General features: G+C 42.5%; 23 protein-coding genes (2 of these 23 running past the window's edge). 18 read left to right on the forward strand and 5 right to left on the reverse strand.

The window, feature by feature from the left end:
• From scpB to plsX, 10 genes are all read left to right on the forward strand, one after another.
• Positions 1–277, forward strand: the final stretch of a protein-coding gene (gene scpB, locus LEP1GSC190_RS05990; protein ID WP_002726406.1) for an SMC-Scp complex subunit ScpB. The gene continues 287 nt to the left of window position 1, outside the view; only the last 277 of its 564 coding nucleotides appear in the window; the start codon falls outside the window, past its left edge; the stop codon is at positions 275–277.
• Complete coding sequence (gene pheA / locus LEP1GSC190_RS05995; protein WP_002760616.1) at positions 270–1,361, forward strand: prephenate dehydratase; 1,092 nt, start codon at positions 270–272, stop codon at positions 1,359–1,361. Before scpB ends, pheA begins: the two co-directional genes overlap by 8 nt.
• Positions 1,358–2,275 carry a prephenate dehydrogenase gene (locus tag LEP1GSC190_RS06000; RefSeq protein WP_036034946.1) on the forward strand — a complete coding sequence of 306 codons (918 nt, stop codon included), beginning with the start codon at positions 1,358–1,360 and terminating at the stop codon, positions 2,273–2,275. The genes pheA and LEP1GSC190_RS06000 overlap by 4 nt, the downstream gene beginning before the upstream one ends.
• Positions 2,256–3,578 carry a 3-phosphoshikimate 1-carboxyvinyltransferase gene (aroA, locus tag LEP1GSC190_RS06005; protein ID WP_002760687.1) on the forward strand — a complete coding sequence of 441 codons (1,323 nt, stop codon included), beginning with the start codon at positions 2,256–2,258 and terminating at the stop codon, positions 3,576–3,578. The genes LEP1GSC190_RS06000 and aroA overlap by 20 nt, the downstream gene beginning before the upstream one ends.
• Entirely contained in the window at positions 3,571–4,263 is a 693-nt protein-coding gene (cmk, locus tag LEP1GSC190_RS06010) for a (d)CMP kinase (RefSeq protein WP_002760724.1), read from the forward strand. The genes aroA and cmk overlap by 8 nt, the downstream gene beginning before the upstream one ends.
• Before the next feature lie 52 nt (positions 4,264–4,315).
• A complete protein-coding gene (locus LEP1GSC190_RS06015; RefSeq protein ID WP_002760707.1) occupies positions 4,316–5,998 on the forward strand; it encodes a 30S ribosomal protein S1 in 1,683 nt (560 codons plus the stop codon).
• A 25-nt stretch (positions 5,999–6,023) separates the two neighbouring features.
• On the forward strand, positions 6,024–6,767 hold the full coding sequence (locus LEP1GSC190_RS06020) for a YfgM family protein (protein WP_002760802.1): 744 nt from the start codon (positions 6,024–6,026) through the stop codon (positions 6,765–6,767).
• The gene (gene hisG / locus LEP1GSC190_RS06025) at positions 6,767–7,384 is read left to right on the forward strand and encodes an ATP phosphoribosyltransferase (protein ID WP_002760689.1); all 618 of its coding nucleotides are present in this window, start codon (positions 6,767–6,769) and stop codon (positions 7,382–7,384) included. Before LEP1GSC190_RS06020 ends, hisG begins: the two co-directional genes overlap by 1 nt.
• A gap of 218 nt (positions 7,385–7,602) precedes the next feature.
• Entirely contained in the window at positions 7,603–7,803 is a 201-nt protein-coding gene (gene rpmF / locus LEP1GSC190_RS06035; RefSeq protein ID WP_002760788.1) for a 50S ribosomal protein L32, read from the forward strand.
• A gap of 5 nt (positions 7,804–7,808) precedes the next feature.
• Positions 7,809–8,816: a phosphate acyltransferase PlsX gene (plsX, locus tag LEP1GSC190_RS06040; RefSeq protein ID WP_086004773.1), complete on the forward strand. Its 1,008-nt coding sequence runs from the start codon at positions 7,809–7,811 to the stop codon at positions 8,814–8,816.
• A 451-nt stretch (positions 8,817–9,267) separates the two neighbouring features.
• Here plsX and LEP1GSC190_RS06045 read toward each other — a convergent pair whose 3' ends face one another.
• The 3 genes from LEP1GSC190_RS06045 to LEP1GSC190_RS06055 are packed head-to-tail and all read right to left on the reverse strand — an operon-like array spanning position 9,268 to position 12,657.
• A complete protein-coding gene (locus LEP1GSC190_RS06045) occupies positions 9,268–9,876 on the reverse strand; it encodes a hypothetical protein (protein WP_002760670.1) in 609 nt (202 codons plus the stop codon).
• 1 nt (position 9,877) lies between these two features.
• On the reverse strand, positions 9,878–11,521 hold the full coding sequence (locus LEP1GSC190_RS06050) for a bifunctional ADP-dependent NAD(P)H-hydrate dehydratase/NAD(P)H-hydrate epimerase (RefSeq protein WP_002760705.1): 1,644 nt from the start codon (positions 11,519–11,521) through the stop codon (positions 9,878–9,880).
• Entirely contained in the window at positions 11,512–12,657 is a 1,146-nt protein-coding gene (locus LEP1GSC190_RS06055) for an LIC_12708 family protein (protein WP_002760853.1), read from the reverse strand. The genes LEP1GSC190_RS06050 and LEP1GSC190_RS06055 overlap by 10 nt, the downstream gene beginning before the upstream one ends.
• Before the next feature lie 260 nt (positions 12,658–12,917).
• On the opposite strand from LEP1GSC190_RS06055, the gene rimP reads away from it, so the two are divergent.
• The 8 genes from rimP (at position 12,918) to LEP1GSC190_RS06095 (ending at position 22,431) form a co-directional block, all read left to right on the forward strand.
• Positions 12,918–13,343, forward strand: a complete 426-nt coding sequence (rimP, locus tag LEP1GSC190_RS06060; protein WP_237578366.1) for a ribosome maturation factor RimP — start codon at positions 12,918–12,920, stop codon at positions 13,341–13,343.
• 1 nt (position 13,344) lies between these two features.
• Entirely contained in the window at positions 13,345–14,733 is a 1,389-nt protein-coding gene (nusA, locus tag LEP1GSC190_RS06065; protein WP_036034935.1) for a transcription termination factor NusA, read from the forward strand.
• A gap of 69 nt (positions 14,734–14,802) precedes the next feature.
• Positions 14,803–17,466: a translation initiation factor IF-2 gene (gene infB, locus LEP1GSC190_RS06070; protein ID WP_002760629.1), complete on the forward strand. Its 2,664-nt coding sequence runs from the start codon at positions 14,803–14,805 to the stop codon at positions 17,464–17,466.
• A 12-nt stretch (positions 17,467–17,478) separates the two neighbouring features.
• A complete protein-coding gene (gene rbfA / locus LEP1GSC190_RS06075; protein ID WP_002760668.1) occupies positions 17,479–17,832 on the forward strand; it encodes a 30S ribosome-binding factor RbfA in 354 nt (117 codons plus the stop codon).
• 34 nt (positions 17,833–17,866) lie between these two features.
• Entirely contained in the window at positions 17,867–18,718 is an 852-nt protein-coding gene (truB, locus tag LEP1GSC190_RS06080) for a tRNA pseudouridine(55) synthase TruB (RefSeq protein WP_237578367.1), read from the forward strand.
• A gap of 51 nt (positions 18,719–18,769) precedes the next feature.
• The gene (rpsO, locus tag LEP1GSC190_RS06085) at positions 18,770–19,036 is read left to right on the forward strand and encodes a 30S ribosomal protein S15 (protein ID WP_002632045.1); all 267 of its coding nucleotides are present in this window, start codon (positions 18,770–18,772) and stop codon (positions 19,034–19,036) included.
• On the forward strand, positions 19,033–21,126 hold the full coding sequence (pnp, locus tag LEP1GSC190_RS06090; protein WP_002760761.1) for a polyribonucleotide nucleotidyltransferase: 2,094 nt from the start codon (positions 19,033–19,035) through the stop codon (positions 21,124–21,126). The genes rpsO and pnp overlap by 4 nt, the downstream gene beginning before the upstream one ends.
• Before the next feature lie 21 nt (positions 21,127–21,147).
• Positions 21,148–22,431, forward strand: a complete 1,284-nt coding sequence (locus LEP1GSC190_RS06095; RefSeq protein WP_086004776.1) for a M16 family metallopeptidase — start codon at positions 21,148–21,150, stop codon at positions 22,429–22,431.
• A 239-nt stretch (positions 22,432–22,670) separates the two neighbouring features.
• Here the strand turns inward: LEP1GSC190_RS06095 and LEP1GSC190_RS06100 are convergent, their stop codons facing one another.
• A complete protein-coding gene (locus LEP1GSC190_RS06100) occupies positions 22,671–24,491 on the reverse strand; it encodes a hypothetical protein (RefSeq protein ID WP_004280907.1) in 1,821 nt (606 codons plus the stop codon).
• Between the two features lie 2 nt (positions 24,492–24,493).
• Positions 24,494–25,000, reverse strand: partial view of a hypothetical protein gene (locus tag LEP1GSC190_RS06105; protein ID WP_036034926.1) — the final stretch only. The gene runs 567 nt beyond the window's last position; only the last 507 of its 1,074 coding nucleotides appear in the window; its start codon lies off the right edge, out of view; it ends in the stop codon at positions 24,494–24,496.

The following is a 25,000-nucleotide window of genomic DNA, read 5'->3' on the forward strand; positions in this document are numbered from 1 at the left end:
TACACTTGCCATCATCGCTTATAAACAGCCCATCACACTTCCGGAAATCGACGAAATTCGGGGAGTTTCTTCCCGTGCTATGGTCACTTCCCTCATCTCTAAAAAGTTAATCAAACCGATCGGGAACAAAGAAGTTCCGGGAAGACCAGCCTTGTACGGAACCACAAAGGAATTCTTGATTCATTTCGGGTTGAATAAACTATCGGATCTTCCGGCACCCGTGGAAGTTAAAGAATTGAAATTCGAAAATCTGGACGATCTGCTTGAACATGAGTGATTTGGACCAACAACTTAGAATTTTTCGGGATCAGATTGATTCTCTCGATCGGGAAATCGTAAAAGCGATTCAGGCTCGAGCTGAATTTGCATCTAAGATCGGGGAGATCAAACGAGAACGAAACGAACCAGTCTTTCGTCCTGATCGGGAAAAGGAAGTTTACGAAAAGATAAAGTCTTTGAGTTCGGGACTTCTTCCAGATAAAGTGATGCTTGCGATCTACCGAGAGATCATGTCCGGTTCTATCTCTGTGGAAAAAGGATTGGAAGTAGGCTACCTCGGACCTGCGGGATCTTTTTCCAACCAGGCGGTCCGTACTCGTTTCGGGGCTTCGGTTAACGCGTTAGAATTCAATTCGATCCCGGACGTGTTTCGCGCTGTGGAAACCGATAAGATCGACTACGGAGTCGTCCCGGTGGAAAACTCCAGCGAAGGTTTGGTCAATTCGACTTTGGATCAATTTTTGATTTCTGATCTTCTCATTTATTCCGAACACTATTTAAGAATCAATATTAGCCTTCTTGGATTTGAACACGATCTTTCCAAGATCAAATCGTTATACGGAATCAAAATCGCCAATTCCCAGTGTAAGAATTGGCTTGCGGCCAATCTACCTCACGTGGAGATCGTAGAAACGTCTTCCACGGCCAAGGCGGCTCAGATCGTAGCGGAAAAAAAAGACGCTTGTGCGGCCATTGCCTCCTCCATTGCCGCGGAAATCTACGGGCTCAGTCTGATCCGGGAATCCATCGAAGATCTTGTCGACAATACGACTCGGTTTCTCATCATCGGAAAAAATCAATGTCCGCCTACCGGAAACGATAAGACTTCGATCGTTTTCTCTTGTCCCGATAAACCAGGTGCGCTTTATCGAGTATTAAAACCGTTTTTCGATCGTCAGTTGAATTTGACAAAGATCGAATCCAGACCCACGAGAAGAAACTCCTGGGAATACAACTTCTTCATTGACTTTTACGGTCATCAAAAGGACGAATCGATTCAGAACGTCCTCGCAAGTCTGAAGGAAAATACGATTTTTCTAAGAGTGCTCGGCTCCTACCCGATGTCTCCACAAAGCCTGTGAAATTAGAATTTTCTAATATTCTTATATACGGATTAGGACTTATGGGGGCATCGCTTTCTCTTGCCCTCAAAAAAAAAGGAATTTCGGCGCACGTTACAGGAATCGTGAGTTCTTCTAAAAGTAAAGCAAAAGGAGAATCCCTGAAATCCGCGGATGCGATTCTTACTTTGGAGGAGTTTCGTTCCTCTAAAAATTGGAAAGATTACGATTTTATCATATTTGGAGTTCCGGTGGATCTTACTGTGGGATTAATTTCCGAGTTGCCGACCGATTTTGCGGGAATGATTACCGATCTCGGCTCCACAAAAAAGGATATCATCCAAGCAGTGGAAACGCATTTCCCAGGCGGGCACAACTATGTTTCTTCTCATCCTATGTGCGGTTCCGAAGAATCGGGACTTGAGTTCGCGAACGTTTCACTCTACGAGGGTCGACTTTGTATTTTGACTTCTCCTAAAAATGCAAAACCGGAAATCAAAAATCGTTTAGAAAACTTTTGGAAATTCGTTGGTGCTGAGACAATCGAAATTTCGGCGGAGGAGCACGATTCCATATTATCCTATTTATCCCATTCTCCTCATATTCTTTCCTCGATTATGGCGGATTGGGCGGCCAATCAGAAGACCGTAAAACGTTACACCGATCTTTCTCCGATTCCCTTGAACGGGGGAGGGTTTCGAGATATGACTAGAATTGCTGGTTCCAACCCTAAGATGTGGGCGGCGATTTTTGGTTCTAACCAGAACGAAATCTACAAGTCTCTTCTGGATTACCGCGATCGACTCGATATTGTATTAGAAAAATTGAATCCAAAAAGCACTCTAGACCCAAAGGAATGGGAACGGTTTATGGAAACTTCCCGTAGATCCAGAGATTATATTTTGAAGAACCAGGATGATTCCAAAAAACATTAAACTCAAATCCGGAGAAATCACGGTTCCCGGAGACAAATCCCTTTCCCATCGCTCCGTTCTGTTTGCCGCTCTTTCCAAGGGAAAATCTAAAGTGACCGGATTTTTGGAAGCGGAAGACCCTTTAAACACGATGTTTGCGTTCACCAAACTTGGATTGAAGACCCGAAAAGTCAAACCGGGAGAATACGAGTTTGAAAGTCCGGGTAAGGGCGGTCTTATTTCGCCTAACGTGGATCTTGATTTCGGAAATGCGGGAACGGGGATTCGATTGTCTGCGGGACTCATCTGTGGTTTACCCGGAGTGAACGCGGTCCTTACGGGAGACGGTTCTCTAAAAAAGCGTCCCATGGGTAGAATCATTAAACCTTTGACTGCCATGGGGGCTTCCATCCTCGGTCTGGGGGAAAAAGAAACCGCTCCTTTAAAAGTAGAAGGAAAAAAACTAAAAAGCTTTCGTTATGAAAGTCCGATCGCGAGCGCACAGATCAAGTCCTGTTTGATGCTTGCGGCGATTGCATCCGAAACGAATTTGGAATATTCGGAAAACATACTATCCAGAGATCACACGGAGAATATGTTCCAGTTTTTAGGCAACAAGATCGAACGAATTTCCCCGTTTCATTTTAAGATCGAACCTCCATATGTTTTGAACGGGGGAGAATTTAAGGTGCCGGGAGACGTCTCTTCCGCAGCGTTTTTTTTGGTTCTCGGAGTTTTGGCTAAAGAAGGAAATTTACTCATTAAAAACATAGGGCTCAATCCGGCCCGAATTGGAATTTTAAAAGCTCTTGAATTGATGGGTGCCAAAATCGAAATCCAGAATCAAAAGATGGAATGCGGAGAGCCGGTAGGGGATCTAAAGACTTACCCTTCTGCATTAAAAAAAACGAATATTCCGGAATCGTTGATTCCTTCTATCATTGACGAAATTCCGATCCTTTCCATCGCGGGACTTTTTGCGGAAGGCGGTTTTGAAATCCGTCATGCGGAGGAATTACGCGCCAAGGAATCGGACCGGATCCATACGATGGTTTCTAACTTTCGGGCGCTTGGAATTGAAGTAGAAGAGCATCCAGACGGATATGCGTTTGACGGAACCTCGCCTCAGTCTTCGGAGATTTGGAAATCTCTCGCTTCCGGAAAAAAAATCTCCGTTTTTTCATATATGGATCATCGAATCGCAATGAGCTTTTTGATTTTCAAAACGCTTTCGGGATTTAATCTCCAAATAGACGAAACTTCCTGGATCGAAACCTCTTTTCCGGGTTTTGAAAAATTACTTGGGAGTTGTTTGTATGAATGAAAATGTAATCGCCCTGGACGGTCCGGCCGGTTCGGGCAAAAGTACAGTGGCAAGGCAAATCGCCGAGAGAATCGGATTCAATTATTTGGATACCGGCGCGTTTTACAGAGCCTTGACCTTGTATCTATTTCGGCTCCACGGCAATTCACCTAGCACAGAATCGTTTGCAGATTGGGTAAAAACCTCCGAGGCGGAACGAAGTTTATCCAATATTCGGATTTTGTGCGAATTTTCCGCAGGAAAAGAAAATCGGATTTTTCTGAACGGAGAGGAGGTGTCTTTGGCGATTCGAACTCCAGAAATTACAAGGGAGATCAAACATATTGCGAATCGTAGAATTTACCGAAACTTTGTGAATAAGGAACTTCATACCCTTGCTAAGCTTCATAGATTGATTATGGACGGAAGGGATATCGGCACCGAAGTATTTCCGGATGCGAAATTTAAATTTTATCTGACGGCTTCTTCGAAGGTGAGGGCAGAACGTAGGTTTTTACAGTTGCAGGAGCAGGGAATCCAGGTTGATCGGGATGAGATCGAAAAAGAAATTATTCTTAGAGATAAGTCCGATATGGAACGGGAAATTGCACCTCTTTATCAGGCAAATGACGCAATCCTAATTGACACTGATATTCTCTCTAAAAATAGTGTAATCAGCAAGATCCTCGAAATTCTGGATCGATGACCCCTAATTTTCCAGACGGATCCAATACCATTAGCCGAGTAGCCTACGCCCCATGACAAACAAGGAAGAGAAGTCCACTTTTGCAGAAGTTTTCAAACAGTGGGAACAATCAATACACGAAGAACCGGAACTCCGGAAAGATCAGGTCGTTGAAGGAAAAATCGTCTCCGTAGACAACGACTACGTTTATGTGGCGATCGAAGGGCTCAAACAAGAAGGTCGTATCCCGAGGGGCGATTTCGACGAAGCTCCGGAGCGAGGAAATTACGTTTCCGCAATCGTAAAAAGAAAGGAATCCCAGGATTCGGGTTGTGTTCTTTCTAAAAAAGAAGCCGATCAGAGAAAGGGTTGGGAGATTGTAAAAGAGGCTTTTAAAAACGGTTATCAAGTTGCCGGTCGTTTAGTGAATGAAATCAAGGGCAAAGGTTATATCGTAAATGTGGAAGGGGTGGAACTTTTTCTTCCGGCTTCTCAACTCAGTTATAAATTTAAAGAAGGGGAGACCTTCAAAAACAAGGAGCTCGAATTTAAAATTATAGAGCTCAACGACCGCACCCGTTCTGGAGTGGTTTCCAGAAAAAAACTTTTGGACGAAGTGAACGAAGAGAAATGGGATGCTCTTCTTTTGAAACTCAAAGTAGGGGATAAGGTAAAATCGGTCGTAAGTAAAATTGCTTCCTTTGGAGTTTTTTGCGAAGTGGACGGAGTTACCGGACTTCTTCGTCAAAGAGATATCTCCTACAAAAAATACGCTCCTTTTAAACAATACTTTCAAATCGGTCAAGAAGTGGAACTTGTCATTCTTGAGTTGGACAAAGAAAATAATAAACTCGCATTAGGTCTGAAACAACTCTACGAAGATCCTTGGGTTTGGGCGGAACGTTCTTTGGAAAAAGAGATGGTTATTCGTGGGACAGTCACTTCTCTCACCAAATTCGGAGCTTTCGTAGAATTGAAGGAGGGTCTAGAAGGACTCATCCACACTTCCGAGTTAGCTTGGTCCAAAAAACCTCCTCAGCCCAAAGATATATTAAAAAAAGGTCAAGAAGTGGAAGCTTTGGTTTTGGATATCGATTTCAAGAACAGAAGACTCTCTTTAGGATTAAAACAACTGCAACCGAATCCTTGGGATCAACTAAGTCCCGAAATTCGTAGAGGAAATGTTCTCGAAGGGGTGATAACGGGAATCACCAAATACGGTGCGTTTGTGGAAGTGGAAAATGGGATCGAAGGCCTGATCCACATCAGCGATATTACTTGGGACGAGAAAGTCTCTAATCCTACTTCTCAACTCAAAAAAGGCGACACCGTAAAATATATGATCTTGGATGTGAATTTGGACGCGCAGAGAATTTCTTGCGGTCTTAAACAACTGATGGAAAATCCGTATGAGATCTTTAGAAACGAACATCCGATTGGTACTATTGTGGAAGGAAAAGTTAAGTCCATTAAGGAATTCGGTATTTTCGTGGAAGTCGCTCCCGGAATCGAAGGACTCGTTCATATCTCCGAAGTTCCGAACGGACGAGAGGTCAACCTTGCGGAACTGTATAAACCGGACGAGGCTATAAAAACTGCAGTCATTAAGGTGGATGTAAAGAATAAGAAAATTTCTCTCTCTATCAAGGATTTTGACAAAGCTTTGGAGAGGGAGGAAATGTCCAAGTATCTCAAGACTTCGGATACTCCTTCCCGTGAAAGTTTAGGGAGTTTTTTAAACACTTCTCTCAGATAAAAAATCTTAGAATGAAGGGCTGGATATGAAACGGTACGAAGTCGGTCAGATAACCAAAGAAGTGAAAGTCGATCCTTACGCTGATTTTCAAGGGAATAAGATAGAATTGCTTCTGATAAAATTTTTCAGGGCCATTTCCAATCGAATCAAAGAGGTTTTGATCGGGGTTGGGTTAATTTTGGTCGTTATTCTTGTCGCAGTGGCCTATGTACAATATCAGGATTCCCAATTCGAAAAAGGAACGATTGTGTTAGAGGCATTGGATAAAAAATTCCGCGCTAACCCAACGATCGACTTGAAAGAGAAGATTCAGGCTTACGAAGAGATTTCCGTTCAGTATTCCTCCAAAAAACTGGAACTTAGGCTTGCGAAGATTCTTAGTGATTTGTATTCCCGTAATGGGGAATTTCAAAAGGCCGCCGATAAATTAGAATGGGCCGGAAAGAAGATCGAGGAACCGACACCAGTAAAAGCGTATTATTTCTATCTCGCCGGAAATTTTCGGGAAAGAGAGGGAAATTTTGCGTTGGCCGAAACCGACTTTAACACGTCGGCGACTTTGCTTGCAAACACGAGAGAGGCGAATGGATTTTTGGCTTGGAGTTTGTACCAAACAGGAAGGCTTCAGGTAAAGAACGGCAAGAAAGCGGAAGCGGCTGAATCCTTGAAAAAGGTATTGGATCAGGAAATCAAAACTCCCGCGAGCGATTACAACACCGTCAAACAATACGCTACGTTTTTACTTATACAACTCAATCAAAAAGGCTAATGCTTACTCTGGCTTTGCCTAAAGGAAGACTGGCTGAAGAAAGCATCGATTTGATGATTTCCAAGGGGTGGCTTTCCGCGAGGCCCGATCCGGATTCTAAAGAGCTCATTTATAATGATCCTCTGGGAAAAATTCGGATTCTTCTCGTGCGTTCCCAAGACGTCGCGACTTACGTGGAGCAATGTGCGGCGGATGCGGGGATCAGCGGTTGGGACGTCCTTAAAGAAGGCGGTTACGATTTAGTCACTCCTCTGGATTTGGGGATTGGAAAATGCAGACTTTCCCTCGCCGCTCCTGAAGGTTATACATTGGAAGCGCGTCATCGTAAGATTCGCGTTGCGACCAAATATCCGAATTTAGCGAGAGAATTCTTTTTTCGTAAGGGGTTGTCCTGCGAGATTTTTAAACTCTACGGAAGTATAGAGTTGGCGCCGCTTGTTGGTCTTTCCGATTGTATCGTGGATTTGGTTTCGACTGGCGGGACTCTTAAGGCTAACGGCCTCAAAGAGCTGAGTATAATCCTAGAATCTTCCGCCAGACTGGTTTTCAACCGATCTTCTCTCTACGGGAAACGGAAGGAAGCAGCGGAGTTTATGGATTCTCTCTCCAAAATCTAAACACAAAACCTATAAGGAGCGTTTTGTGAGAGTTCACAGCTGTCTTTCTAAACTCAGCACATCGCTGTTATAGCCACTCTGAGAGAGACAGGACCCGAGAGTGATCCATTTTTGTTCCCAAAAGGGTCTTCTTCTTCGCATTGAATCGAAATAATAGTTGAGGATTACCACCCTCAAAAAAGTATTGTTTAACAATTCAATTTCCCAAGAGGAAAGCAATGGCAGTTCCCAAAAGACGAAAATCGAAATCAAAAGTTAGAACAAAGCGGGCGCATCATGCCATCGGAAAGCCGAATTTGGTTCCTTGCCCTAATTGTAATGCTTACAGATTACCTCATAGAATCTGTCCTACCTGCGGGTTTTATAAAACCGGAGTTGTTTTAGAACCGAAAGTCAAGAAGCCGAAAGAAGAAAATTAATTTCTATGATGTGGATCGCCGTCGACGTAATGAGCGGCGATTACGGGCCGGAGAAAATCATTGAAGGCGCCGTAAATGCCGTAAATCAGGATGGAGCTAATGTCGTTCTGGTCGGCAAAGAAGAAGAGATCGGAGAAATTCTCCTTAAGTTCGAATACGACACATCGAAAGTAAGAATCCAGCACGCTTCGGAGATCATTGATATGAACGATTCTCCTTCGATCGCAGTGCGTACCCTTCGGGATTCTTCCGTAGTCCAAGCCACACAACTTGTAGCCGATAAAACCTGTGTAGGTATGTTTTCTCCCGGAAATACGGGAGCGACCATGGCGTCGGCTCTTTTGTATCTTGGGAGAATTTCCGGTGTTTTACGTCCTCCGATTGCGGCTCCCATTCCTCAGGAGAACGGGCCCCCGATGCTTTTGTTGGACGCCGGGGCTAACGTCGATTGTAAACCGGATTATCTGGCTCAGTTTGCCGTAATGGGAGAGATTTATTCAAAGCTAATATTCAATATTTCTAATCCTAAGGTTGGAATTCTTTCCAATGGAGAAGAAGATAAAAAAGGGAACGCCGTTTCCTTAAAAGCGTTCGAAATGATCAAAAAACTTCCGGTTTGTTTCGTAGGAAATGTGGAGGGACGAGATCTCTATGGAGGTGGTAAGGATGTGGACGTTGTGGTCTGCGACGGTTTTATCGGAAACATTGTGTTAAAAGCGACCGAGGGCCTTTCCAAATCCATTTTCAACGTCTTGCGTGAAAGTATCAAACAATCTAGTCTAGCCCAGACTGGAGCTTTGCTCCTTAAGCCTACTTTCGGAGCCATCAAAAAACGTCTGGATTATGCGGAATATGGCGGTGCGCTTTTGTTGGGTGTGGACGGAATTTGTTTGATTGGACACGGTTCGTCTAATGCTCTTGCTGTACAAAGAGCGATTCGGGTGGTGACTGAATGCGCACAGCGCCAAATTAACGATCGTATCGCGGCCGATATCAAAAAGTATAATATTTAACGCGAGTTTATCTAACGAAAACTTATCTCATAGAAGTTAATTTTTCCGGAAAAAATAGAATTAAATGTGGGAGCTTTCACGCTATTTTAGATCTATTACGAATTTAAAAAAATGTAGGAACTGTTACTTTTAGAATTTTTTAATTTTCTTATATCAAGCTTACGTTAAGTAATTTTGATCTTATTTGCGTTATGCTCTTTTTCTTTCTCAATTTAGGAGGAATTTAGTCGGCCAAGGGAAAACAAACTTTCTATTTTTTTGAGTTTGGTTGATCGCCTGATCGCAATTTTCTATGGTCACTCTTCTCTCAAATGCCGAAGTATTTGTGGAGTAAGGATAATTTGATTTCTTCCATTCCGGAAGGATCATATCTTAAGTTTGGATGTTGTTATCGTTGTTGATTGTTTGGAATCTCCTCAGGCGTCAAAGTCGATCGAAGAATGAATTTCGTTCAAGGATTCTCAATCGATAAAAATTTTTGGCCTTCCTTGTGGGAGACGATTAATTCTAATTTTAAACCGCTCGGAGAATGGGCCCTACGGAATATTCTTTCCAGAAAGTTTTCGGAAGGTTTTGTTTTGCAATCTGGAGGAAGTAAATCAATTGCATCGTCGTTTAGTCTGAATCTTGCAAATTCAATTTTGCCCGGATATAATGTTTTTTGGGGAACGTTCCAAATCGTATCCACACAATTGATGCCGTCTTTGTTACTTAAGAGGATTTTAAAATTCCAACTTATATCGGGAAAACGAGCCTCTTTTGAGTTGTCCTCGTTTTTCATAAATAAGAAAAAGGTCGGAAAACTTTCCTTACCTTCTCGACTTGATTTAACATATAAGGTGATGGATCCAATTTTCAATTTAGGAGAGGAAGATTGAACCGTGAATGCTCCTGGATTCATCGTTTTTGCGACCATACCGATCACTAGGACGACTAAAACCAAATTTAAGATAAAAATCAAACGTACTCTCGAAAATTTACCGCCACTGGATTGTTTTCTATTTTCTTCCAGGAATTTTCTGAGTTCTTCCGGAGAACGAGAATGATAACCGCCGCCCATGTCAATTGTCTCCCTTTGTTAGTAGTTTACGAATTTCGGAAGCGGTCGGAAAACCTTTTGATTTTTTTGCCGCTTGAGTGAGTAAAGAAAATGAAAGTTGAACTGCTTCGGGGACTGTAAAGTTCCTTGAGAGATAAAAAGAAAGAATTCCGACCAAAAGATCCCCCGTTCCCATCACAGCCAATTTCGGTTCCGGTGTCTCCCAAAGAAAAACTGTTCCATTGGGATCTATTAAAAAAGAGGAATGTCTTTTCCACAATAGATACGTTTTGAAGTTTTTTGTGTATTCTTTCGCAAGAGAAATTCCTTGTTCAATCGATTTTATTTTTGTGTTTAAAAGATTTTCCAGTTCTCCCGTATGGGGAGTCATCAATACTTTTTCATGTAATAGAATATTCTGATATGCTTTAATAGCTCCAGCGTCAAGAACGCAAAATCTTTCTTTTGGTAAAGGAAAAATCGGACATTCTTCCGTTTTTAAGCCCGGACCTAAAAGAAAAACGGATGCTTTTTGAACGAAAGGAATATTCATGATATCGGAACTTTCTGGAATCGTATTTACCATCAAAGAAGGATCTTTTTTTAAAACCCTCCGGACTGTTTTTTCGGAGGGGGTCAAAAGAAGAGAAATTCCTCCGCCTAACTCGTGAAATGTGAGTAGAGAAGAAAGCGCCGCCCCCGACATTCCCTGGGAACCTCCGATGAGGACCAAAGAACCGTTTTTGTATTTATGAGAATTTTCTTCTCTTAAAAAGGTTTTTTTTAGAATAAATTTTGGAATTTTTTTCCAAAGGATTTTACCGGTTTGAGTTTTGGGCTCGAAAGGGACTTGATCTTTGATTTTATTTGATTCGGCTTTTTGATCTTCGTTGGATGAATCTTTTCCTTTTCTATTGGATTCGATTTGATTTTGATTGAATTCGATGTTGAATGTAGTTCTGCTGACAGGATCGCCTTGGTTTTGATCGCTCGGGATCGCCGGAATGGAAAGAGATAAGATTGGAAAACCTATTCTGTGAAATGTTTTACGCACTTTGCCGGGTAAAAAACGGTTTTTCCATTTTTTTATACCAATTTCGGCTAATGCATCAGTTTCAAAAGGAAGCGGAAAATCTTCGTTAAAACCAGAGACCGCATCGATACTGAGGATAAAATTGCCTTTCGGGTTCTTTTGTTTATTTTCTTTGATTTTGGAAATGACGATGTCTAAAGGACTTTTTAAGGGAAAACGAAAACCCGTTCCTAGAAGTGCATCCACGACAAATATGTTGTTTTTACCGGAAAAAACTTCGAAGGATTCCAGGGGAAGTGTCTTACCTCCCGAATTGAGAAACGCATTTTTATAAAATTTGGATTCTTCCGACAAGCTGCCGTCTTTCAGATAAACTTTCGGTTTTATTCCACCCTGGATCAGAAAAAATGCGAGCGCGAGTCCGTCTCCTCCGTTATTCCCGTTTCCACAGAGGATTTGAACAAGATCGTAAGAGAGAAGCTTTTTTCTGTATTTTTGATAAATGGAAAGGGCTGCAAAACCCATAAAGTGAGAACCGGAAATTCCGGAAGAGGAGATTGTTTTTCGATCCAGATCCCGGCTTTCTTCGTCATTAAATAGAGGTTCTGAATATTCGAAAAACTTTATTTCCATTTATGGATTTCCAGATAGCCGGACTTGATCCTTGCAGAATAAATTTCGTCATTTAGGTCCATCCAGGTTTCTCTCCAAAGCCCTCTCGGAGGTAGGTAATTGAGTCTGATATTGTTGACGTGAGTTCCTTCGTCGTCATGCACTTGGAGTCGTATTGAACTTTCCTCTTCGGTTTCTGTTTCCCAGATAAAAAAATTATTGTCTTTTAAAATCCAATATAAGGATTCCGAAGGGTCCTGGATTTCCTTAAGAGGGGTTGCGACCTTTGCCTCGAAATCGTATTTGAAGATTTTGCGCGATTTGAATCTGGAATTTTTTTTATCGAAAATGCTGAATGAGGCGACTACATATTTACCTTCGAAATGGGGGAGAATGGTTTCTAATTTTGCCTGTGTAGTTTCCGTATCTGAAATAACTGCCTCAAAATTAGAGGCGCTTGCGGATCTAAGTAAAGTTCCGTTGTCATATACAGAAAGTTTCATTTCTCCACCTAGTCTATGAAACACGAAAAGAAGATTGTCCTCTCCCGCTTCCATTCTTTCTATATAACCGAAAGGAGTGTTTCCGGAAATCCCTTCTACGTAGATGGAATTTAAAAGTTTTCCCGAGTCCGAAAAATGAAGAATCACGGATGGAATCGCTTCCTTGGATTCTGTATCGAACGATCCGCTTTTTTTCAAAAAGATATCTTCCGTTGTCGGATCTGTTTTAGGTTGTTCTTCCTTTCCGATTCTGGATTGAAGATAGATATCTTCGTCACTGTTGACTGCGATGAGTCCGATCTTTCCAATTTTAGCCGTGAACAATTTGTATTTATCGCCGACTTTTTCTTTGAGCGTTCCTAAGATGAATTTTAATTCTCCGTCTGTGGAGAATACTTTCAGCAGAGATTGTTCGAAGTCCGGAACGTAGATTTTGCTGGAGACGACCGGTATTGTCTGGGGTAGATTGGTCGGAACTCCGTTCAAAATTTTAGCCTGAACGTCCGAGAGAGTATTTCCCAATTTGATTCTTCCGTAGAGATACGAATTGTAATTGTCTACTTTGAAACGGGTACAACTTAGAATCAATGCGCCGAATAAAACGATTTCAAAGAAAAGAGTTCGTCGTTTTGTGTTGTTGTGGAGATTTCTCATGAAAGCCTGATGTCTCAATGAATGTAATGATAATACCATCCAATACATTGGTTGGAAAACAAGCAATAATCCTGGGATTTTCTATGGTCTTTGAATACCTGGGTTTTTTTACTTTACACTGTAACTAAATCTGAATAGTTTGATTAGGATATCAGGAAAAATTCATTCATTTTGAGTTTTCTCTCTAAGGCCGGGGTTTGACAGTAAGCAGGGAAGAAATCAGTAGTATTCTGGATGACGTCTTGTTTTTGCCTGTCAAGCTGTACTCATTAAAGGTCAACCAAAGGCCTAACCACTCGTTGATCGAGGTCGTCTTGGACAATCTTGAACATCCGTATGGTTCAGTCGGCCTTCTGGAATGTGAGCAAGTTTCCAGAAAACTGAAAGAAGAGTTAGAACGGATCTCACCGGATCTGGATTTTACTCTGAAAGTTTCTTCTGCAGGTGCGGAAAGGAAACTTAATCTTCCGGAAGACATAGATCGTTTCCGGGGGATACCGGTTCGTTTGGTTTTTCGATCCGGAGAATCAGAGAAACACCAGGAAGGAATTTTTCGGATCGTGAATCGGGATGGGGATCAGGTGTTTCTGGAAAAATTCCAAAAGGGAAAGAAATCTGCCGTAAAAAAGCAGACGACCCTGAACCTCAAGGATATACTGAAAGGGAATCTTTACGTAAGTATTTGATATGGCAGTTAAGAAGACACAATCGGAAGGAAATCTGTTGGAAGTGATTCAACAATTTTGCGCGGACAAGTCCCTTGATCGGGAAGCCGTTATGGGAGTGATTCGAGATTCTCTCATAACCGCATACAAAAAAAAGTCCGGTCTCGAAGGTTTGGAAGAATCCGAAGAATCGGAAAAACCTTCTCCGGTTACGGTAGAGTTTGCCTCCGGTAAAGACAGTGTAGTGATTGCAATCGCTAAAAAAGTCGTGGAAGGAACTCCTTCGTCCGCTCTCGAAATCGGTTTAGAAGATGCTAAAGCGATCGACACATCCGCCGAAGTTGGTTCGGTTGTTTTTTTTCGTGAAAAACCAGTGGAACTTTCCAGAATTATCTCCAGCCAAGCTAAACAAATGGTCTTCCAAAGATTAAAAGATATGGAGAAAGAACTTCTCTATAACGAATATAAGGCGAAGGAAGGAGAACTCACTCACGGTTATTTCCAGAGATGGAAAAAAGACGCGATGAGCATTGATCTTGGAAAAGTAGAAGGGATCATGCCTCGTCGTGAACAGAATCCGGGTGAAAAGTATCACAGCGGAGATAGACTCAAAGCAATCATTCAAAGAGTGGAACTTCGACCAAGAGAACCGATCCCCGTAATCACTCTTTCCAGAGCATCCGCGGATTTTGTTCGTAAGCTTTTCGAAATGGAAATCCCTGAAATTTATGACGGACTCGTAGAAATTATCAATATAGCCAGGCAACCTTCCATCCGGACTAAAGTTGTAGTACGTGCAACCCGTGGAGATATTGATCCTGTGGGTGCTTGTGTGGGAATGAAGGGCGTTCGGATTCAATCGATCGTAAGGGAGCTTGGAAATGAGAGAATCGATATCGTAGAAGCTTCCGACGACGCGTCCGAGTTTATCGCAAACGCGATTTCTCCTGCAAAACCGGTAGAGGTCAAAGTGGACGGATCCGGTAGGGAAGCGATGGTAGTCGTTCCAGACGATCAGCTTTCTCTTGCGATTGGAATTAACGGATCCAATGTGAAACTTGCTTCTCAGTTAGCGGGTTACAAAATCGATATCAAAACAGTGGCTCAATATAATGCAGAACTTGCATCTCCGGAAGCGAGAGAAAGGTTAGAAAGGCTGTTCTATTCTCCTGTGGAAGAAGCAAAAGTTTCGGTTCCACAAGAAGAAGAGGAATTGACTCCTCTGGAAGACCTTCCCGGACTTTCGGCTCGTATCGTCGGAATTTTGAAGAGCGAGGGAATTAAAGATCTGGAAACCCTGATCGAATACAGTCAAGACGATCTGGCAAAACTACAAGGAATTGGACATACGACCGCCGGACAGATTCTCAAGTTACTCCGAGAATCCGTAGAATGGGTGGAGGATAACTGAAAAAACCCGAGTCGAGGGTGATTCAGAGCTGAGGTTTTTAGGAACTTCGGGAAAGCCAGGATATCAATTATGGAAGATAAAAATAAGACGATCAAGGAAACGCTCCAGGGCGCGGCAGATGCGGGAAAACGCAAAAAGCTGATCATCAAAAAGAAAGGAGACGAAAATTCGGCCCCTTCCCCCTCTGTGTCTCCTAAGAAGGAAACGATTGCAGAATCTGCTCCCGCAAAGCTGGTAACGCCATTGCCTTCAAGAGGCGATTCCGGCCAATCGCCGATTGTTCGCCCGGCTCCTTCTGCCTCTAAAGAAGTGAAATATGAAGAGTCTTCAGGAAAACAAGATTCTGGCTCCAGACCTCCAAGAGATAAAGATCCTCAAGGGCGTCCAAGCGGAGATTCTTCCTATCCTGTTTCTCGTTCTCCTTTTCAAAAAGAGGATTCCAATATCATCGTATCTAGACCAATCCAAAGGCCAGTCAGACCCAATTCGGGTGGTGGTTATCAGGGAAATCGCGGACCAGGACAAGGCGGAGGTTATCAGGGAAATCGCGGACCAGGACAAGGCGGTGGTTACCAAGGGAATCGCGGTCCAGGACAAGGTGGTGGTTACCAAGGGAATCGCGGACCGGGACAAGGCGGAGGTTATCAGGGAAATAATCGCGGTCCAGGACAAGGCGGTGGTTATCAGGGAAATCGCGGACCGGGACAACAAGCTGGACCTGGAAATCGTTTTGGCGGAAGTGGTCCTGGAAATCGTTCTGGTGGTCCGGGCGGACGTCCGATGCCGATTACTTCTGCGGAAGTAGAACTTTCTCAAGCCAGAGGTTCTACTGGTGCGAGTAAAAAAAAGGGACACGATAAGGAAAAAACCTCTTCTGATAAGAGGGATTTTTCCGGCGCAGAAAACACGAAATTCTTCAAACAAAGATTTAAAAAGACCAAGGTTGTGGGTGTTTCCGGGATTTCCGTTCCGAAAGAAATTACAGTATTAGAAAATGTGCAAGTAGGCGAACTCGCTAAAAAGATGAACTTAAAGCCGGGGGACGTCATTGGAAAACTCATGAAGATGGGAATGATGGTGACGATTAACAATATCATCGATGCAGAGACGGCTGCCCTTCTTGCGGATGAATACGGTTGTAAAGTGAAAGTGGTTTCGTTGTACGAAGAAACCATCATCGAAGAAGAAAAAGACAACGAAGGAGATTATATCAATCGTCCTCCGGTCGTTACTATCATGGGTCACGTAGATCACGGTAAGACCAAATTGCTCGATACGATTCGTAGAAGTTCCGTCATCGATACGGAATCAGGTGGAATTACACAACATATCGGTGCGTATCAGGTAAAAACCGCACGAGGTCTTATTACTTTTTTGGACACTCCGGGTCACGAAGCTTTTACTTCCATGAGAGCCCGAGGGGCGAAAGTGACCGATATTGTAATTCTAGTAGTTGCGGCGGATGACGGAGTGATGCCTCAAACTCTTGAGGCGATCAGTCACGCGAAAGCGGCCGAGGTTCCGATCATAGTTGCCATCAACAAAATCGATCTTCCAACGGCAAACCCGGACAAGATCATGCAAGAACTTGCCAATCACGGTCTTCAATCGGAAGAATGGGGCGGGCAAACGATGTATGTCAAAATCTCTGCTCGAGAGAACATAGGAATCGATAAACTTTTGGAAATGATTCTCCTCCAAGCCGAGGTGATGGATCTCAAGGCTAACCCGAAACGAAGAGCAAAAGGAACCATTATAGAAGCGAAACTGGATCCAGGTCGTGGATCGGTGGCAACGGTTCTGATTCAGAACGGAACTCTTCGTGTGGGAGATCCTTTTGTTGCGGGAGTTTTCTCCGGTCGTGTAAGAGCGATGTACAACGATCTCGGACAACTGATCGAAGAAGCAGGACCTGCATTTCCGGCTCAGGTGACCGGCATCGACGGAGTTCCGGATGCGGGTGCGCCGTTTGATGCGATGGCGGATGAAAAAGAAGCCAGAAATATTTCTCAACATAGAATTGAGTTCGAAAAAATCGGAAACGCGGGTGCCGCGGCCGGAACCACTTCTAAGGTGACTCTTGAGAACATGAACGAGTATATTAAACTCGGCGCTTTGAAAGAACTCAAGGTTATCATCAAGGCGGATGTTCGCGGTTCTGCCGAGGCGATCAAGGAATCCTTGGAAAAACTTTCTACCCCGGAAGTGAAGTTGAACGTGATCCAATCCGGTGCGGGCGCGATTGTGGATATGGACGTTATGCTCGCTTCTGCTTCGAACGCTCTGATTATCGGTTTTCACGTGCGTGCAAATCCGAAAACAATTGCTCTTGCTGAAAAAGAGCAGGTCCAGATCAAGTATTACAATATCATCTATCAAGTTGTGGATGAGATCAAACTCGCGATGGAAGGACTTCTCGAACCGGAAAAGATCGAGGAAGTGATCGGAACCGCTGAAATTCGAGAAATCTTTAAGGTATCCAAGATCGGAAATATTGCCGGTTGTATGGTTACATCCGGAAAAATCCAGAAGTCGGCTAATGTTCGCGTAATCAGCGACGGAGTAACGAAATTCGACGGGAAACTCAAATCTCTGAAACGGGTCAAAGACGATGTCAATGACGTTGTATCCGGTTTCGAGTGTGGGATCCAAGTGGACGGATACAACGACTTTAAAGTCGGAGATACGATCGAAGCTTATAATGTAACCGTAATTAAGCGGAAACTGGAATAGGAAAACCGGACCTTGAATCCGATCCGAAGAAAAAAAATCGAAGCGGAAGCCGTTCGTACCGTTGCGATGATGATCTTGTCGGGTAAAGTAAAAGATCCAAGGGTGCATATGATTTCCGTACATCGTGCGGAAATATCTGAAGACGGGAAGAATATGAAAGTATTCGTAACCGCGATCTGTACGGACAAAAAAAAGTTAAAAGTATTATCCGGACTTAACAGCGCCGCTGGTTTATTTCAAACGACGTTATCCGGGAAGTTAGGACTTAGAATTACGCCTAGAATGCAATTTCTCTGGGATGAGGAATATATTCAGAGTTTGGATGAATCACTCAGACTTACCAGAAAACCTACGAGCACGGACTGAATCCGGATTTTTGATCATTCACAAACCGGAAGGGATGACTTCTTCGGATCTTGTAGTAGCTGTCCGTAAAAAACTTAAATTCAAAAAGGTCGGTCATACAGGAACCTTGGATCGGGCCGCAAGCGGTCTTATGATCCTTCCTGTAGGAAGTTGTACTAGTTTTTCTAGTGTATTCTTAGAAAAAGAAAAATCGTACCAAGCCTGGGTCAAACCGGGAGAATCCACTGATTCCGGAGATAAGGAAGGTGAAATCTTAGAATCGCTTTCGAAAGAACAAACGGAAGTTTGGTTTCGGGAACATCGAGAGAAACTCAAGGACTTATTCGAGCAAATTCCAACCTGGGAAACTCAGGAAGCTCCGGAGGTTTCTGCGCTTAAGGTAAACGGAAGGAGAAGATCTGATCTTTTTCGAGAGGGGGTAGCACTGGTTCCTGCTGTACGAAAGATTCGAGTGTATCAGTATGAACTCGGAATATTTTCTCCCGAATTGATTTCTTTTACGATTCGAGTTTCTGCGGGAACTTATATCCGTAAGATAGTAATGGATATTTCCGATCGTGTTGGTTTCCCGTTTCGTTTGGAGAAATTGGTCCGCACAAGTATCGGCAAATTAAATTTGGACCAAGCCGATTCGTACGAAAATCTATTGGAAGGAAAGGTTAAGATTCATCCCCCGGAATCGATTTTGGAATTTCCTACCGTAGAAATTCCGAGCACAGAAGTGAAAAATGTGCTCAACGGGAGAAAAATAAAATTGGAATGGATTCCCGGGAATGAATTTCTTTTGGTTTCACCCGAAAGGGAGATTCTTGCTTGGTGTAGAAAAGAAGAGCATGGAATCCATGAATCGGATTATAAATATTTAAGAGTCTTTCCTAAAAATTAGCTTTAAAGAGGTGCCATTGCTTAAAAAATGGCAAAAAGGTATATTCACTCTATGATAGCTGCTGAACAGAAAAAACAAATTATCAGTAATTTTGCCCGCAAAGCGGGAGACACGGGTTCCACTGAGGTGCAAATTGCTCTCATCGATGCGAGAATCAAAGAACTCAACGAACATTTCAAGTCTCATAAAAAAGATTTTCATTCCAAAACCGGTCTTTTAAGACTCGTAGGCAAAAGAAAAAAACTTCTGGATTATCTCAAAAGAACCGAATTAGACCGTTATAAAAAACTAATCGAAACTCTCGGACTTCGTAAGTGACGCATACAATTTCCGGCCAATATGGCCGAGATACAATCGTTTTAGAAACCGGAAATTGGGCGAAGCAAGCCCACGGCTCTGTCGTTTATAAATCCGGAAATTTAGTATTACTTGCGACCGTTTGTGCCGCTGATGATGCGAAAGAGGGGCAGGATTTTTTTCCTCTTACTTGTGAATATACTGAAAAACTCTACTCTGTCGGTCGTTTTCCCGGCGGTTATTTCAAAAGAGAAGCCAAACCTCCTGAACATGAGATTCTCATTTCTAGAATTATAGACAGACCAATTCGCCCCCTGTTTCCGGAGGGATATTTCTGCGAAGTACAGCTTCAGGTTCAGGTTCTTTCCGCAGACGGAGACGTTTCCGTTGCAGGACACGCTTTGAATGCCGCGAGTGCTGCATTAACGATTTCTGATATTCCTTTCAACGGACCGATTGCGGGCGCTAGAATTGGAAGAATCAACGGAGAGTTGATTCTGAATCCGACTACGAAGGAAATAGTGAACTCCGATTTGGATCTGGTTGTCGCCGGGACTAAAACTCATATTGTCATGATTGAGGGAGAGGCGAAAGAGCTCAGTAACGAAGAAATGCTTTCGGCTCTTCGTTTCGCTCAAAAGTATATTGCCGAGTTTGTGACTCTTCAGGAAGAATATGCTAAACAAATCGGAGTTGTCAAACGCGAAGTTAAGTTGAAAGCCCGGGACGTTGAACTTCTTGCTAAAGTAAAGGAATATGCGTTTGCAAAGCTAACCGCCGCAAATCAAACTCCCGACAAAACCGCTCGTAATAAAGAAATCTCTAACGTGAACAAAGAAGTTGTCGAGTTCTTCAAACAAACCGTAGAAGAAGAGGACAAGATCAAAGATATCAAAACATATCTTCACGAATTGGAATACGAAATTGTGCGTGAACAGGTCCTCACGAAAGGGACACGTTTTGACGGAAGAAAGTTAGACGAAATTCGTCCTATTTCCGTAGAAATCAATCCGCTTCCCGGTCCTCACGGTTCTTCCGTTTTTACTAGAGGGCAGACTCAATCTTTAGGGGTCGTGACTTTAGGAACGGGGTCTGACAATCAGAGATACGAAACTTTGGAAGGCCAAAAAGAGAAGTCCTTCATGTTACATTATAATTTTCCTGCGTTTTCTGTGGGTGAGGTTCGTAGATCTTCCGGTCCAGGGAGAAGGGAAATCGGGCATGGAAATTTGGCGGAACGAGCACTCAAATTGGTTCTTCCTAAGTCGGAAGAATTTCCGTATGTGATCCGTGTCGTATCCGAAATTTTAGAATCCAACGGTTCTAGTTCTATGGCCTCTGTTTGTTCTGGTTCTTTGGCACTGATGGCAGCGGGTGTTCCGATTAAAGGAAGCGTTTCCGGAATTGCGATGGGACTATTTTCGGATTCTTACGGTAAGTTTGCGGTGTTATCCGATATTGCCGGTTTGGAAGATCATTTCGGAGATATGGATTGTAAGATTGCCGGAACCAGAAAAGGGATTACCGCGTTTCAGATGGATTTGAAAGTGACCGGTGTCAGTTTCGACGTTTTAGAAAGTGTATTCGAACAGGCACAAAGGGGAAGATTTCATATCTTGGATATTATGGAAAGACATATCTCCAAGGCTTCCGATAGTTTAGCAGGAACCGCTCCTAGAATCATCGTTCGAAATATACCAAAGGATAGAATCGGCGAACTCATCGGTCCGGGTGGTAAAAATGTTCGAGGGATCAGCGAACTTACGGGAGCGGAACTCTATATAGAAGACGACGGAAGAGTGACCATCTCCGGCTCCAATCAAGAATCCGCTGAAAAAGCGGCAAAGATGGTGGATGGATTTTTCACAGAGGTCGAAGTAGGAAAGATATACGAAGGAAAAGTAAAACGGATTGCGGATTTCGGGGCGTTTGTCGAGATTCTTCCCGGTAAAGAAGGTCTTTGTCATATCTCTAAGATCGATTTTAAAAGAGTAAATTCCGTGAAAGATATTGTCAAAGAAGGTGATATCATTCGAGTCAAGGTTTTGAATGTGGATAAAACCGGAAAGATCGATCTTTCCAGAAAAGACGCTCTTGAAGAAGAAGTATAAGTTTTTTTTAATATTCCCTTGGTGCAGGAACCTTCACAGTTAGTCTATAGAAAAGTTCTGTCCGGGGGAATTACAGTTCTCTTTCAACAAGCCCCTCATACAGTCAGTGTTTCAGCAGGAGTTTTTGTTCGTGTAGGTTCCAGACACGAATCTGCCAAGAATGCCGGTTATTGTCATTTTTTGGAGCACATGCTTTTCAAAGATACAGCTAAACGGACTGCTAAAGAACAAGCTGAAGACATAGAACGAGTCGGCGGTTTTACCAACGCCGCTACTTCCAGAGAATATACCTATTTTCACGTAACGGTCGCCGGAAAACATATCGGTCTCGGTTTAGAACTGTTAGCCGAAATGATTTATGAGCCCTTACTTAAACAATCAGACATAGAAAACGAGGCAGGAGTGATTTTGGAGGAGCTTCAAGGTTACGAAGATTCTCCAGAGGATTATATTCACGATTTCTACTATCAGAACTTTTTTCCTAAGAATTCTCTGGGACGGGACATCATCGGGACGAGAGAATCCGTTTCCGGGGTCGATCATAAAAGATTATTAGAATTTTATAATGCACATTATCATACGGAAAATATGTTTCTTTCGATTTCTGGAAACTTCGAACCGGACGAGATTTTTACGATCGCCGAAAAGTATTTTAATAGATTTAGAAAGAAAAAGAAAAATATCGATGCACTTTCCTTACCCAAGAAACAATGGGGTTACTTTCCGAAAAAGAAAAAGCTGGAACAGGTTTATTTCATTTTAGGTGGAGATGGGTTTGCAAGAGAATTTCATAATACTTCTTTGGCGAGCCTGTTCACTCACATCTTAGGTGGTGGAACTTCTTCCAGACTTTTCCAAAAAGTTAGGGAAGAGAAAGGGCTTTGTTATCAGATCACCGCCTATCCTTCCTCTTATATAGATGTAGGTATCAATAGCATCGTTTGTTCCACTTCCAAGGAGAAGTTTGTTACTTGTTTGGAAACGATCTCCGACGAGATTAAATCGATTTTGGATCGTGGAATCACCGAAAAGGAACTTCTAGATGCGCAGTCCAACCACGAAGGTGCTCTTTCGATCAGCTACGAACAGACGGAGTCCCGTATGAATACGATTGCCCTGATGGAATTGTACTATGGCCGTAATTATTCTTACGAAGAAAGGGTGAAAGAGATTTATTCCATTACTTTGGAAGATTTGAATCGTTTTGCGAAGTCTGTTTTGGGGATTCGCAGATTACATCTCTCTGCGCTCGGAAATTTGGGTTTAAAAGAAGAAAAGGCCGTTCAAAGGATTTTCTCTCTTTAAAGTCCTTAAAAATAATCGTTTTACGGTATATAAACGATATCGTGGATTTTAAATTCACTTGTGATATACTTTAGAGTTCGTCTCAAAAACTCGAAATGTGGGAACTTCCGTATTTTTTTAGAAACTTACCGGACATTTAGAGAATTTTTTTGAGATTTTGAGACGGCTATATGAAACGAATTCTCCGATGTGTGTGCTTACTTTAAAAAATAGATTATAATTAAAAAATATTCTAAAAATTAAAAAGGAAATTGTACTTGTAGATTGATCCAGATGCTTTCGTTTTTATTTTCTCTTTTTCTGGAGTGACTCACCGTAAGCGCGACGTAAGGCGAAAGAAGTCTGAGGCGAAACGAGGAAGAACGATCCGTAAAGATCAAGCTCGTTTCGTCTCTCGCGGTTCTCGCTTCGAAAAGGGAATCAGTGTGATTACCTTCTTTCTGGAATAAAAAAGCCCCTTCCAAATTCCAAGTCTCGTTGATTCGAAAGGACCATTTTCCTTCGGTGATTTTGTCTCCGTTGATTCTCCATTCTTGTCCTGCTTCGATTGTGAACCGCTTTTTGTAGAGTCCGTAATAAATTCCGCGACCGAGAGTTTCGTTCGTATAATTTCTGAGAGAAAGAAATATTCCGCCCCAGAATGGATTGTAAAAGATCGGAGCTTTGCCTGCGATGATTTCCCAACGTTTAGAGTCGTTTTCGGAAATGACTGGTTGGAATTTTTTTGCTTCGGGGCCAGAATCGGATTGTTTGTGTAGAGGATGACTCCAAGCGCGAATCCATTCTAAAGTGAAGGTTGAGTGAGAAATGAACCCGAAACGGATTAGTTCAGCTTTTCCTTTTAGTTCCTTACGATCTGGGTCGAGAGAGAAGAGATCTTCGCTTTTTCCGCGATAACCCGTGAGTTTTAATTCGAATTTTTCGGAATTCACGGAAGAATAAAAGGTTCCATCAATCTCTTTTCTTTCACCAAAGGTTTGAATTCTGGAAACGATTTTGGGACCTGCAAGGAAGAAATCTCTCGATTGAAAGTTTAAGGAAGCGTAATGTTTTTTCATTTCGGGAGAATACGCGAGCTCGAATAACTTAAGTGGAGATATAAGATACATTCCCGGTTTACGTTTGGCTTCTTTCTCGGAAAAATAAGTTCCCAAGGACCAATCTTTCCACTTGAAACCTAAAAAACCGGCTTTGTGAGTTCCTTGGTCGATTTCGGGCAGTGCTGTATAAAAATCGTTGTCTCTTAAAAAATAAAAATTTTCCAAGGGCCGAAACCGGTGGCCGAAACTCGCCCTAAAAAATTTCTGGTCGGTTCTTCCTGATAAAAGAGGAGTTCCATTTCTCGTCTCCACAAAACCGGTAAAACAATTTGGAAATTCCGATCGAGAATTTGAATTCGAATCGCTTTGCCGTTTATCGTTTAAGGTCTTCGGGACCGTTTGGTTTTGGGCCGGATAATTTTTCGTTCTTTTATAAGGATTTGACTGCACAACTTTTGGGAAGGGCGTGTCGAGAATTTGCGGTTCTGAGTTTTGAGGTAAGGGGATTGGTTTCATTCTGCAATTCGAAATTTTAAAAAACCAATTCTCTTTCGAAGAATGCAAATATCTTGATTCGTAGGTTTCGAATGTTGCACCTATTCTGGATTCAACTGGACGGATGGAAGTAGCCGACATTATGAGAAGAAGGGGGAATATTTTCAGAGAAGAACGTTCTGGAAAGAAAAAGGGATTCTTAGTCCAAGAAAATGGTTTTACAATGGAAGTTAGATATTTTAATAAAATAGAATATATTAAAAATAAAATATATATTGATTGGATGAAAAAGAGAACTTTGGTTTTTATGCTGAGGATAAAGACGAAAATCCTTAAGGCGGAAATTTGGAATTTTAGATGTCCGGGGTCGAATTGGATCTGCGATTCTACACGGGAATATTTCGATTGAATTCGAAAAAAAAAGATTTCACTGCCCCCGAATTGGGCTTTGTGGGGATCTCTAAGGAAATTACTCAAAAAGACGGTTCTAGTTTTGGAATCGATAAGAATGGATCGAAATCTCATCTTTATTTCTTCCGTAAAATCGGATTTTTCTTTTTCAAGAGAACGAAAACTTTGGCTCGTTCCTTTTCCGGTAGAGAGTTTAAAAATTGGAAAAATTCTTTTTTAGAACGAGAACCCTTTTGGGAAATTTTCAATGCGGAGGAAAGAGGAAAACCCGCGGATAACAATTCTTGAATGGAAATGAAAAAAGTCGTATAACGACGGATTGGCGATATAGAATTCGGGTCTTGAACTGTATCTTTGAGTATGATTTGCTCGGACGTGACGATCGGATCTAAAATGTTCTTGGACTCGATTCGATTCTTCCAACTTGCGAGTTTTGAATTTTTGGAATCGAAGTTATCCGCGAATTCTAAGTTGTTACTTACTCCGAATTTTCCGGTCAGAGAAGTTTCTTCTTCTCCGATTCGATTTCCAAAAAAGGAAAAAGAAAGTTTTTCCCAGGAGATTCCGATTCCTAGAGTAAATTGATCTTCCGTACGAGAATCGTTCCAAGTTCTAGAAACACC

Origin of the sequence: Leptospira mayottensis 200901116 (assembly GCF_000306675.2) — a bacterium.
Classification (GTDB): Bacteria; Spirochaetota; Leptospiria; order Leptospirales; family Leptospiraceae; genus Leptospira; species Leptospira mayottensis.